A 13,621-nucleotide genomic window follows, 5' to 3' on the forward strand; every position below is an offset into this window, starting at 1 on the left:
AATACATTTATGAATTTTAGAACTACTCAATTATTAGCACTTGCTGTACTACTTTTTACTAGTTGTAAAGAGGAAGCGACCACACTTTTTACAGAAATGAGTGCAGAAGATACAGGTCTTGTTTTTGAAAACACATTGGTAGAAACAGAAGATTATAATGTAATGACCTATGAGTATATCTACAATGGTGGTGGCGTAGCTGTAGGTGATTTAAATAATGACGGCCTTGCAGATGTGTATCTTTCGGGCAACCAGGTAAACAATAAACTGTTCTTAAATAAAGGAGATTTTAAATTTGAAGACATTACTGCAAAAGCGAAAATTGACGAAAAAGAAGGTTGGAAAACCGGAGTTTCGATGGCAGATGTCAACGGTGATGGATTGCTGGATATTTATTTATGTTACTCGGGCAATGCTCCTTCAGAAGGATTTACACAACCCGTGGTTAAAGAATATGCGGGTCGTGCAAATCAGCTATTTATCAATCAGGGTAATGATGCTAACGGCCTACCCGTTTTCTTAGAACAAGCAAAAGAATATGGTGTTGATGCGTTAGGATCATTTTCAACACAAGCCTATTTCTTAGACTACGATCTAGATGGTGATCTTGATTTATTTCTACTCAATCACGCCAATAAATTTTATAATACACTTTTTAATGTAAAGCATCTTAGGAACTTACGTCACCCGTATTACGGCAATAAATTATATCAAAATCAAGACGGAAAATTTGTAGAGGTTTCTGAAGAGGCAGGTATATATGGTACAGGAATCAACTTCGGATTAAGCGCAGCAATAAGCGATTTAAATAAAGATGGCTTGCCAGATATTTTTGTGACTAACGACTATTCTGAACAAGATTTTTGCTATATAAACAAAGGTGATGGCACCTTTAAAGAAGTTTCAAAATCTTCTTTTGGCCACTTTTCAAAATACGCAATGGGATCTGATATTGCTGATCTCAACAATGATTTAGAACCCGATCTTTTTGTAGTAGATATGTTGCCAGAGGATAATTATAGACAGAAAGCACTCAAGGGTGCAGATAATTATAACCGTGCACAAACCCTTATAGATAGTGGTTATCACCATCAATATATGCGTAATAATCTGCAGATAAACCGTGGGCACGACCCGGCAGGAAATTTGCAATTTTCAGAAATTGCGCAGTTGTCTGGTATTTCAAATACAGATTGGAGTTGGGCGCCTTTAATTGCAGACTATGACAACGACGGGTTAAAAGACATATTTGTAACAAATGGTTATCTAAGAGACTATAGCAATCTGGATTTTAATAATTATACTGTAAATGAGGCGGTGCAAAGTGCACAAGAAAAAGGAGTTCCGCTTGATGTAGGATTACTGATAAGTAAAATTCCGGCAACTAAAATTTCCAATTACGCATTTAAAAATAAAGACGGATTAGCGTTTGAAAATACGACCCTGGATTGGGGACTAACTATTAAAACTGTTTCTAACGCCGCTGCATATGCAGATTTTGATAATGATGGAGACCTTGATTTAATTGTTAATAATCTCAACCAGCCGATACTCATTTATAAAAATAACGAGGAAAAACGAGAGAAAAATAATTACATCACGCTACAACTACATGGTGCAGACAAAAATACAAATGCGCTTGGAGCAAAAGTGATTTTGACGCTAGCCAGCGGAAAAACTATTTATAAGGAAGCGTATTACGTAAGGGGATATCAATCTTCGGTACAACCCCAAATGACCATAGGATTAGGTAAGGAAGATAAAGTAAGCACTTTGCAAGTTATTTGGCCTTCAAAAAAGCAAACAACTCTTAACGAAGTTACACACAATCAAAAACTGGTTTTAAATGAGACCGATGCAAATGCAAACTATACCTATAAAGTAGAGACCGGTAAAAATTTCCTTGTAGATATTACAGAACAGGCACAGCTAGATTTTACACATATTGAGAATGATTATATAGATTTTAATTACGAGAGTTTAATACCCTATCAATTATCAAGATTAGGTGGTAAAGCTGCGGTAGGTGATGTAAATCAGGATGGTAATGATGATGTATATATAGCAGGAGCTAAAGGGCAAGCATCGCAACTGTATCTAGGTAATGATGATGGCACATTAAAAAAATATAATGAGAAACAAGGCTGGACCTTACCAGAAGAAAAATATTATGAAGATAGTGATGCATTGTTTTTTGATGCAGATGCAGATGGCGACCTGGATTTATATGTAGTAAGTGGAGGAAACGAAGAGTTCAATGGTGATGTTTATTATCAGGATCGTCTGTACTTAAATGATGGTTCTGGGATGTTCACAAAAGCAGTAGATGCATTGCCCGATATGAAGTTTAGTGGTGGTGTGGTTAAAGCCAGTGATTTTGATAAAGATGGAGATCTAGACCTCTTTGTAGGAGGAAGACTCTCTGCTGGTAATTATCCGATGATTCCGCGTAGTGCTTTATTGCGTAACGATAGCAGTAACGGAAAAGTGATCTTTTCATCTGTACGTAACTATGATATAGAGCAAGTGGGTATGGTAACAGATGCGGTATGGGAAGATATAGATAATGACAGCTGGCCAGATTTGATACTTTCCGGAGAATGGATGCCAATTACTGTTTTAAAAAACAACGAAGGACAGCTTAAAAACGAAACCGAACTCTTTGGACTAAATAATACAAATGGATGGTGGTTTAGTCTCACCGCAGGAGATTTTGACGGAGATGGTGATATTGATTTTCTTGCAGGAAACCTAGGTGACAATATGCAATTCTCAGCAAGTGAAACAGAGCCTATGCGTTATTACATACAAGATATAGATAATAATGGGCGTATAGATCCTATTTTAACGTATTACATCAATGGGGTAAGTTATCCATTACCTACCCGTGATGAACTGCTGGGGCAGGTGCCAACGCTCAAAAAGAAGTACGGTTCTTATGAAGCTTATGCTCAGGTAAATACTGAAAGTTTCTTAACTGAAAATGCTATAAAACCCCGTTTTACTTTAGAAATTTCTCATTTAAAATCTTCATTTATAGAAAATTTGGGCAATGGTAAATTTGAACTTAAAGCCTTACCATTTCTTGCGCAAAACTCAGCAATACAAGATTTTGTATTTGAAGATTTTGATGGCGATGGAAAAAAAGAAATTTTAGCGGCAGGTAATTTATTTCCGTTGCGTGTGGGAATAGGGCGTATGGATGCTTCTTTTGGAACGCTTTTAAAATTTGAAAATAATGCGTTTAAGATTTCAGAAAAACAAAATCAATTGTGGCTATCGGGAGATATTAAATGTTTAAATATAATGAAGTTTAATTCGGGTAAAAAAGAGCTTTTGGTAACTCGCAACGATGATAAAGCCCAGTTATACGCAATTCAATAAGCGATGAATACAATCAAACACCTTTTCATTTTACTCTTTTTAATACAAGTTTCTTGTAAGTCTACAGACGCACTTACTAATATTAAAAAGCTTGAAGTTCCTAAAGGATATACGCTTGTTTGGAATGACGAATTTAATAAAGGATCAAAACCTAATCCTGAGTTTTGGTCGTATGAACATGGCTTTGTACGTAATAATGAGATGCAATGGTATCAGGAAGAAAATGCCACTATCGAACGTGGTAATCTCATAATTACCGGAAAGCGAGAGATACTGAACAATCCCAATTATGAAGCGCAAAGTAACAACTGGAAAAAGAATAGAAAAGTAGCAAACTATACATCTTCCAGTATCAATACGCGTGGTAAGTATGAGTTTAAATACGGTATTGTAGAAGTGCGCGCAAAAATTGATACTGCAAGCGGAATGTGGCCTGCAATCTGGACATTGGGAATCGAAAAAGGATGGCCTTCAAATGGCGAGATAGACATTATGGAATATTACCAAATTGATGGTGTTCCTCACATTTTGGCGAATGCCGCATGGAAAGGAAAAGAACGAGGTGTTTCCTGGGATAGTGAGGCAATTCCTTTTACAGCGTTTTTAGAAAAAGATTCAGACTGGCCCAATAAATTTCATATCTGGAAAATGGACTGGACCGAAGAGTATATAAAACTCTACCTAGATGATGAGTTATTAAATACCATAGATTTAAGTAAAACTAAAAATGTAGACGGATTTAATGGGTTTCAACAGCCGCATTATCTATTGCTTAATCTGGCATTAGGTTCTAATGGAGGTGAACTAAAAGACACAAGCTTCCCAAGATCCTATGAGGTTGATTACGTGCGAATATTTCAAAAATTATAAGATAATTAGACGATGAATAAACAACAGTTAACTATTGTTTTAGCGCTATGTATTGGTGTAATCACGGGTATACAAGCCTTACAAGCACAAGAAAAGCGGGAGTATATGGTAAATACCATGATAAAAATTGCCGATCCTCTTTTAGAAGCATTAAGTAAAGACCAGTTAAAAGAAAAAATGCCTGTAGAGCGCTCTCCGGGAGCCTGGGATGATCGCAAACACGTAACCTATTTGGAAGGTTTTGGACGTTTATTTTCTGGAATGGCACCCTGGCTCGAGTTAGGTCCAGATGATACTAAAGAAGGAAAATTAAGAGAAAAGTACATCCAGCTCGTTTTAAAAGGTTTAGTAAACGGGACCAATCCGGAGGCAGATGATTTTATGAATTTTAGCACAGACCGTCAGCCACTGGTTGATGCTGCTTTTTTGGCACAAGGTTTATTAAGAGCGCCTACACAAACCTGGGATCGTTTAGATAAAAAAACTCAAGAAAACGTAATTAATGCTTTAAAATCATCGCGTAAAATAGAACCTTATTACAGCAATTGGTTACTCTTTACAGCTATGGTAGAAGCCGCTTTGCTCAAGTTTGATACTAGTGGGGACTTAATACGTATAGACTATGCATTAAACAAACACAAAGAATGGTATCTGGGAGATGGGATGTATGGTGACGGACCCGATTTTCACTGGGATTACTACAACAGTTTTGTAATTCAGCCTATGCTGCTTGATATTTATAAAACACTAGAAGAAACCGGTCACGCAAAAGATAGAGATTATAAAAGAGCAAAAGAACGTGCAACCCGTTATGCAGCAATTCAAGAGCGTTTAATTGGTCCGCAAGGTACATATCCTCCTATCGGAAGATCTTTGGCTTATCGTTTTGGAGCATTCCAATTGCTGTCGCAAGTTGCACTAAGAGATGAGTTACCTAAAGATGTAGCACCCGCTCAAGTACGAGATGCTCTGTATACCATGGTTAAAAATCAAATTGAGGCTCCGGGAACTTTTGATGATAAAGGCTGGCTTACGGTAGGACTTTATGGGCATCAAAACAATATAGGTGAAGGCTACATCTCAACAGGAAGTTTATACCTCTGTTCTGAAGTTTTTTTAATACTTGGGCTACCAGCAGACGCTCCGTTATGGAGTAATCCCGAGACAGACTGGACTCAAAAGAAAATATGGAGTGGTCAGAATATTAATATAGACCACCATTACTAACTTATAAATTAAATCTTACAACCTAATAATAATAATAATAATGAAATTAATAAAGTATTCAAGCCATATAGCATTGGGAATAACCTTGGGCTTACTTGTAGTAAGCTGCAAGAGTACTACAGATAAAAGTACAGATGCAGTAGTAGAAAGCGCTGAAATTTCGGCTTTGCCACAAGATAAAAATGAAGTCGTTGCGATTATAAATAAGGTAAATACGCACTGGCAGGAGACTCAACCAGTACATGCGCGAGCTTTTTGGCATCCTGCTGCATATCACACAGGTAATATAGAAGCGTATAAGATTACTAAGAATCAGGATTTTTTAGATTATTCTACTGCTTGGGCTGAACAGAATGAGTGGAAAGGCGCAAAATCTGATGATAAATCAAACTGGAAGTATTCTTATGGCGAAAGCGATGATTTTGTATTATTTGGAGACTGGCAAATTGCGTTTCAAACCTATATAGATTTATATACGATTGAAGGTTCTACAGATGCTTCAAAAATTGCACGCGCCCGTGAGGTGATGGAATACCAGATGTCTACCGAAGCTAATGACTACTGGTGGTGGGCAGATGGTTTGTATATGGTTATGCCGGTTATGACCAAGTTGTATAAGGTGACAGGCAATGAGCTATACTTAGAAAAACTTCATGAATATCTGGCATATGCTAATAGTATTATGTTTGATGAAGAAGCAGGTTTGTATTACCGTGATGCTAAATATGTATATCCAAAACACAAGAGTGCTAACGGGAAGAAAGATTTCTGGGCACGTGGCGACGGTTGGGTATTTGCAGGCTTAGCAAAAGTTATTCAGGATTTACCGGAAGATGCAAAATATCGTGATGAGTATATAGCCCGTTTTAAAACGATGGCAGCTGCTTTAAAAAGTGCACAGCAACCCGAAGGTTATTGGACACGTAGTATTCTTGACCCTGCACACGCCCCGGGACCAGAGACCAGTGGTACAGCATTTTTTACTTACGGATATTTATGGGGAATTAATAATGGTATTCTAGATACAGACACGTATGTGCCGGTTGTTGAAAAGAGCTGGGCGTACTTAAGTGAAGTAGCATTACAGGAAGATGGCAGTGTAGGCTATGTACAGCCTATCGGCGAAAAAGCTATTCCGGGGCAAGTTGTTAATATAAAATCTACTGCAGATTTTGGAGTAGGAGCATATTTGCTAGCCGCTTCAGAAATGTACCGTTTTGTAGAAAATCAGTAGGTTATAAATGGTATAGTTTCTCCAAATAAAGGGAGAACTATGCGAAATTTTGCAAATGTGTTTATTACATTTATATAAAAAAGTTATGAGAATAATAAAAGTACTTTGTCTGTTGTTGCTTACTAGTACGACATTCGCTCAGGAAATAAAACCGGCAAAACAAGTAGATGGCGAAAGGCCACTTTTTAAGGTTGAAAATCCAGATTTTACCACGAGTCCTTTAACGGGAATGACCAGAAAACACTGGGAAGATGCAGCACGATATATTCTTGATGGAGCATTTAGCTATATAGATAATCTAGACGATCCTATGAAGTTTCCTAAACTTCCGGGTAAGAGTTATCCACATGATATCCGTCGTGTTCCTACCGAGAAATTAGAAGGTTTGGTACGTACGCTTTTTGTAGCAGCACCACTGCTTAAAAAAGAACCCAATCTTACCTTAAATGGAATTAAAGTAGCAGAATATTACCAGCATCAAATTCCTAAGCTAATAGATCCTAATGATCCGGCCTATATTAAGCCAAGAGGAAATGGCGGTCCCAGTCAGAACTTAGTTGAATATGGAGCATTGGCGATTTCATTATTTATATCACCAGAGACCTTATGGGAGCCATTAAGTCAAGAGGTAAAAGATGGTCTTGCAGCTTCTATGTTGAGCTATGGGGATGGTCCTACAGTAGATTCTAACTGGAAATTCTTCAACATTTTTGTTTTAAGCTTTTTTGATTCGCAAGGTTACAAAGTCAATAAATCGCTACTTGAAGAATATTTGCAAAAATCCTTAGACGATTACCGGGGTCAGGGCTGGTACAATGATAATCCTGCTTATGATTATTACAGTATGTGGGCATTTCAGGTATACGGTCCTATGTGGGCAACGGTATATGGCGATATGCATTACCCGGAATTTGCAAAAGGTTTTAAAACTAATTTTCAGGATTTAGTGTATCACTATCCCTATATGTTTGCAGAAGATGGTAAGATGATTATGTGGGGAAGAAGCATCAGTTACCGTATTGCTTCTATTAGTCCGTTTCCGTTTTCGGGAACATTAAATGACGATACGATTAATTTTGGCTGGTTGCGTCGCATCTCATCCAGCACATTACTTCAGTTTTTAGAAAATCCCGAATTTTTAAAAGATAGAATTCCTACGTTGGGGTTTTATGATCATTTTGAACCTGCAGTGCAAAACTACAGTACACGCGGAAGTGTGTTTTGGATGGGGAAAGCCTTTTTAGGTTTGTTGTTGCCAGAGGATAATCCGTTTTGGACAGCTACCGAAAATGAAGGTCCGTGGGAATCAACCTTTAAAAAAGATAAGGTTTATAATAAATTTCAGGCTGCATCAAATATCTTAATTACAGATTATGCAAACATAGGTGCTGCTGAGGTAAGAGCCTGGTGTCACGAGAAAAAAGCAGATGACTGGCAAGGATTTCGCTCTAGCGAAAATTACAATAAGCTATCCTATAACTCGGCGTTTCCGTGGCAAGCAGATGGTGAAGATGGTACCATCTCTATGAATTATGTGTTTTTAAATGCCAAAAAAGAATGGGAGCCGTGGAGGTTATATACGTTTAAGAATTATGAAAATGGCGTATATTACAGAGATGCAGTTTTAGAAACCAATGACCAGGTAAAAATGCAACTCGCAGAAATGCCACTACCTAACGGAATTTTACGCGTAGATAAGCAGTTGAGTACGGTGCCTGTAAAAATGCGTTTAGGACATTACGCATTACCTAAACTAGAAGGTAAAGCAATTACAGAATCTAAAATTAAAGTAGGTGACACCGAAGCGACACTCATTGATAATGGCGAGTATGTATTGGCACTTGTACCCTTAAGCGGTTGGAGTAAAACCGAAATAAAAGAATCTGAAGGTTTACATCCTGTAGCAGATATTAGCAAAGTTATCAATGTGACTGCCGACTTTTCGCCAAAGGCTAAAAATACAGTGTTTGCTACATTAATGCTTTGGAAAAAATCTGGAGAATCGTTTAGTAAAGAGGAATTGATGCCGCTTACTTTAGAGGTTACAGACAATAAAGCAGAAGTAACATTTACTACTGGAAAAAAGCAAATCATAAAACTCTAAATATAGCTTAAGCATTAAAGCAAATTAATACTGAAATTATGAATCCTAAAAACAACTTAAGGATCTAATCTAAGATGCTGTTTTTAGTTTGTTTTATTATAGCCCCTACAGAATAATTATACAAATTATAAAATCTGTAATCCTATTATTATGAATTTAAATCAAGCGATCTATGCCAAATCAGTATTAAGATTGACGCTATGTGCCTTTCTATTCTTTACAACTTTTAGTCGTGCGCAAGAACAAATCGCACAGGAAGCATTTGCAGAAAAGGTGTATTTGCAAATCGATAAAAGCGTGTATCAAAAAGGAGAAACCCTATGGTTTAAGGCGATTGTAACTCAGGCAAAAGATCATCAGCCATCCCCATTAAGTAAGACGTTGCACGTAGAACTCATAGATGCCAATGATAAAATAATAGATAGTAAGCAGATTCCATTAGAGCAGGGAGTGGGTTCAAATTCTTTTGAATTGCCATATTACTATTTAGCAGGTGCGTATCAACTAAGAGGGTATACAGAATGGAATCGTAATTTTGGAGATGCATTTACATTTAAAACTCATATTCAAGTTTTAGAAGATAAAGCCTCACAAACTACAGAGGTTTTTAAGATTCTAAATGCAAGTACAGCCGTTGCCGGAAATCAGCTTGAAGTTTTAATTAAACCTGAGTTTATAGATACTACAGCTGGAGCTATTATTGACGTACATTTTGCGATAGCCGGGAATACTAAAACATACGCTGTAGCAAAAAATGAAGCTGGAGATTTTATATTTAAAAAGGATATTTCTAGTGATGCACAATGGAGTACCCTGACTGTAGAAACACCGAGTGGTGCGCGGCACACTGAGTTTTATAATTTAGCAAAACCAGATATTGATTTACAATTTTTCCCCGAAAGTGGAAATTTTGTTGCAGGTATTACCAATTTGGTTGGTTTTAAAGCATTAGATCATACCGGTAAAGGCGTTCTGGTTGAAGGTGAAGTTGTTGATGGGAGTGGAGTTGTTGTGGGTAAATTTAGAAGCAATACGCTGGGAATGGGGCAACTTTTTTTGGTTCCGAAGAAAGCTACAAAATACCGTACAAGACTTACAAAGACTGATGCTTTATATGAAACTAAAGCGACATACTTTGATTTACCCGAAGTATCTGACCAGGGAACTTTATTAAATGTAAAGCTCCTTCGCGATAAATTACTGCTCTCAATTACTTCCACAGAATTTTTAAATGATTCTATTGCAATACAGGTTGCAAGTCGCGGGATTTCTCACGGTAATATTTATCAAAAACTGAATGAGGGAAAACTTACCCTACCTGTAGATAAAAGTAGTTTGCCCGCCGGTATTATTGTATTTACATTATTTGATGTTAATAAAAAACCACTTGCAGAACGTCTTTATTACAATGATTTAGAAACTCAATTTTTAGACCTTAACATCGGTACAGATAAATTGAGTTATCGCTCAGGAGAAGAAGTAACCGCCCAATTGAATATTGCTAATCTTGCTAAAGAAACGGTGCTTCCTACGGTTTCCGCAGTTGTTGTAGACTCTGTATTTTCGGCAGCACAAGCGGGTAAATCTATTCAAACGTATATGCTGCTGAGTTCTGAGTTGAAAGGCACTATCGAGAATGCGACGTCTTATTTTGACAAAAATAATTCACACAGACAACTAGATTTGGATGCGCTTATGCTAACGCAAGGCTACCGAAACTATACATTTATTTCAGACCTAAAAACTGATTTTGATTTTGAACCGGAACTGGGTTTGTATGTAAAAGGGGATATTGCCGCATTGCTTGCTGAAAATAAAAAGAAAGAAAATGTAGAGGTAAGCCTTATGATTTTTGGGGAGCAGCAAAGTTTCTATAAACAGCAAACAGACAGTTTAGGAAGGTTTTATTTTCCGCTACCTCAAATTAAAGGAAATCGATTACGAGCGGTGCTACAGACTAAAAATGATGCGGGTAGGCAACGTGATTATACACTTAATTTAAATAAGCTTGAAAGACCTGAAGTTGATTTTAAAACAATAGATAAGGTGAATAATATTGTGGTAATGGATTCAGAATTTTCAGAAAAAATACGTGAAAATTCTGAAGATTTATTTTTTGACTATGATCCGACTATAAATCAGTTAGATGAAATTATTTTAGACAGCTATGAAATGACACCACAACGAAAGAAAGTACAAGATTTATATGGAAAGCCCGATGTTATTTTCGATGGAGATAAAATAAGAGATAGTCAGCAAAACTGGTCATTTGGATTGTTTAGCGTATTGCGTGCTGCATTTGGTAACGAGATTACATTTTTACCGGTTACAGACAGTACGGGAACTTATTTGAAGCCACGTATACAAGCAGGAGATGAAACCTTAATTTTAGTAGATGGTATAACGGTGCGTAATTATGAATATCAATTGTTACAAAACCTTTCTACTGCAGATATTAAGAGTGTTGAAATTATAAAAGAAACTTCATCTAATTATCAGCAACTGTATAGAGAAGCAAATCCGTTTTCAGATTATAGTGCTGTCCCTTCCTGGGGAAGTATTCTAGCTATTTATACCTATAGTGGTAATGGAATTTTCACCGCCTATAAATCTAAAGGAATATTAAAAACCACCATACCGGTGTATGCCACTTCAAAAAAGTTTTATGTTCCTAAATATGAAAATATAGAAACCCAGACAGCAAAAAATCATTTAGAAACTACACTTTACTGGGATCCCAATATCCTGACTGATAAAACAGGTACAGCAAAATTTTCTTTCTATAATAGCGATCTTCCAGGAACAAAAACAATACTAATAGAAGCGTTGTCACCTTCAGGAAAAACAGGATATTCCCGTTATGAATATACCGTTTTAGAAAAGTAGTTTTTTATTTAAAATCGGTTGTTATATAATCTATATAACAACCGATTTTTAAAATTTCTAAGGCAATTCTTCTCCTTTTGAAGCAATGTAAATTTTGTACCATTGCTCAAGACTCATTTCAACCTCAAGCGCATCAACCGCACTCTTTATTCGGTTTATGTGTTGAGAACCTACAATAGGCATTATACCAGCAGGATGTTTTAATAGCCAAGCATACATCACTTGGTCAATTGACTCCACATTTAAAGCTGCTGCGATTTCCTTTAGTACAGAATACAAGCGATGTTCTTTATCAGATTGAGGTTTAAATAGACCGCCACCTGCAAGGGGAGACCATGCCATTGGCTTAATTTTATGTTTCTGAAGAAACTCCATATTTTCATTTTCGAAATGCTCTAAACAAGAAACTGAAATCTCAACTTGATTTGTGGCAAGAGGCATATCTAGATTTGATTGCAAGCTGTCAAATTGCATCGGTGTGAAATTTGAGACTCCAAAATTTAGCACTTTACCACTCTGTTTAAGTTTATCAAATGCTTTTGCAACCTCTTCCGGATTAAAAAATGGAGCAGGTCTATGTAGTAGTAAAAGATCAAGACGATCTGTACCCAAATGCTTAAGTGATGCTTCAGCCTGTTGTACTATATAATTAAAACTATAATCATAAATTTTCACATCAAGTTCTGGGTTCGCATCTGTATTTAATCGAATGCCACATTTGCTTATTAATTCCATTTGATCGCGTAAAGATGGCTTTAACGCAAGTGCACGGCCAAAATAGGCTTCACACGTATAGTTTCCATAGATATCGGCGTGATCAAAGGAGGTTATTCCCAATTCCAAAACTTGTTCAATAAGTTTCAAAAGTTCCTGGTCACTAAGATTCCAGTCTCTTAAACGCCAGTAACCGTGTATAATTCTTGATAAGCTTAGATTATCATTGAGTGCTAGTTTGTTTTCCATATTGTTTGTTTTTCCGCTATAGCGAAAATTAGTTGTTTTTAAACTTAAGTAATTTGACGCTATAAGATACTATCCTGCTCGGTTAATTAAAGCTGAACTTGTTTCTAAATGCAAATATAGTATGGTTAAGACAGCGTGAGATTAACATATGTTAGACTCACTTTCTATATACATAGAAGGAACTATTCTACAAGCATTATAGTACCAAAAAGACCGGAATCATATTTAATGTGATTCTCATAATCTTTTGGAATCTCGACAGAGCCTAAAATGGTTTTTGAATTTGTAGAAGCGTCAGTAGAACTGTAAGCAATTGCAAAACCCATTTTCTTGTTTTTAATTAGCTTCACCGCTTCATTCGGGAGGTTATCACAATAACTTTCATCAAATACGGTTAGCTTGATTTCCCAATAAAGGTTAGAATCAGATTGTTTGATTTCACTATCTATATGGTTATTGTAAACAGCAGGTTGTCCTAATGCATTATAGTCAAGAATAAATCCGTCAACAAGTGTATGATAAGAAAAAGCGCTATGGTCATTGGCATAATTACCTCCGCTATTATTTTCATCAATATATAGTATTAGTTTGCTTTGATTTTCAAATGTACTGAGGGGATTATTTAATGAGCGTTCTAATTTTAGATTTTCAATAACCACCAAAATGTATAGAGCGTGAGGTGTCCAGGTAAGTTTATACCGTACAGAATTTTCATTTTTTCCTTCCCAATCATTATCTAAAGGAATCCAAGTTTTATTTTTCCAGGCAATATCATTGGGAGATCCATCTATATTTGGTGTAATTAAAGAGCGCTTTACCGGTTGATAATCACTGTTAGATTTTTCAAATAAGTCAGGCTTTGAAGTTTCTTGATTACATGCTGATAAGCCAAGAAAAATTAGTAGGTATAAAAAACGCATAGTTGAATTTAGAAAATCTTGAATTGTATTCTA

At 36.4% G+C, this 13,621-nt stretch carries 8 protein-coding genes; 6 read left to right on the forward strand and 2 right to left on the reverse strand.

What is annotated here, in order from left to right; genetic code table 11:
- Positions 1 to 9 precede the first annotated feature (9 nt).
- The 6 genes from ABVM53_RS13060 (at position 10) to ABVM53_RS13085 (ending at position 11,705) form a co-directional block, all read left to right on the forward strand.
- On the forward strand, positions 10 to 3,384 hold the full coding sequence (locus ABVM53_RS13060; protein WP_405326825.1) for a VCBS repeat-containing protein: 3,375 nt from the start codon (positions 10 to 12) through the stop codon (positions 3,382 to 3,384).
- A 3-nt stretch (positions 3,385 to 3,387) separates the two neighbouring features.
- On the forward strand, positions 3,388 to 4,254 hold the full coding sequence (locus ABVM53_RS13065; RefSeq protein ID WP_405326828.1) for a family 16 glycosylhydrolase: 867 nt from the start codon (positions 3,388 to 3,390) through the stop codon (positions 4,252 to 4,254).
- A 12-nt stretch (positions 4,255 to 4,266) separates the two neighbouring features.
- The gene (locus ABVM53_RS13070) at positions 4,267 to 5,481 is read left to right on the forward strand and encodes a DUF2264 domain-containing protein (protein WP_405326831.1); all 1,215 of its coding nucleotides are present in this window, start codon (positions 4,267 to 4,269) and stop codon (positions 5,479 to 5,481) included.
- Between the two features lie 40 nt (positions 5,482 to 5,521).
- A complete protein-coding gene (locus ABVM53_RS13075) occupies positions 5,522 to 6,715 on the forward strand; it encodes a glycoside hydrolase family 88 protein (protein ID WP_405326834.1) in 1,194 nt (397 codons plus the stop codon).
- An 85-nt stretch (positions 6,716 to 6,800) separates the two neighbouring features.
- Positions 6,801 to 8,819: a DUF2264 domain-containing protein gene (locus tag ABVM53_RS13080; RefSeq protein ID WP_405326837.1), complete on the forward strand. Its 2,019-nt coding sequence runs from the start codon at positions 6,801 to 6,803 to the stop codon at positions 8,817 to 8,819.
- Positions 8,820 to 8,969: 150 nt separating this feature from the next.
- Entirely contained in the window at positions 8,970 to 11,705 is a 2,736-nt protein-coding gene (locus ABVM53_RS13085) for an MG2 domain-containing protein (protein WP_405326840.1), read from the forward strand.
- A 57-nt stretch (positions 11,706 to 11,762) separates the two neighbouring features.
- Here the strand turns inward: ABVM53_RS13085 and ABVM53_RS13090 are convergent, their stop codons facing one another.
- The gene (locus ABVM53_RS13090; protein ID WP_405326843.1) at positions 11,763 to 12,668 is read right to left on the reverse strand and encodes an aldo/keto reductase family oxidoreductase; all 906 of its coding nucleotides are present in this window, start codon (positions 12,666 to 12,668) and stop codon (positions 11,763 to 11,765) included.
- Between the two features lie 182 nt (positions 12,669 to 12,850).
- Positions 12,851 to 13,588: a sugar-binding protein gene (locus ABVM53_RS13095; RefSeq protein WP_405326846.1), complete on the reverse strand. Its 738-nt coding sequence runs from the start codon at positions 13,586 to 13,588 to the stop codon at positions 12,851 to 12,853.
- Positions 13,589 to 13,621: the final 33 nt, after the last annotated feature.

This window comes from Leeuwenhoekiella sp. LLG6367-2.1 (genome assembly GCF_045055775.1).
GTDB lineage: Bacteria > Bacteroidota > Bacteroidia > Flavobacteriales > Flavobacteriaceae > Leeuwenhoekiella > Leeuwenhoekiella aequorea.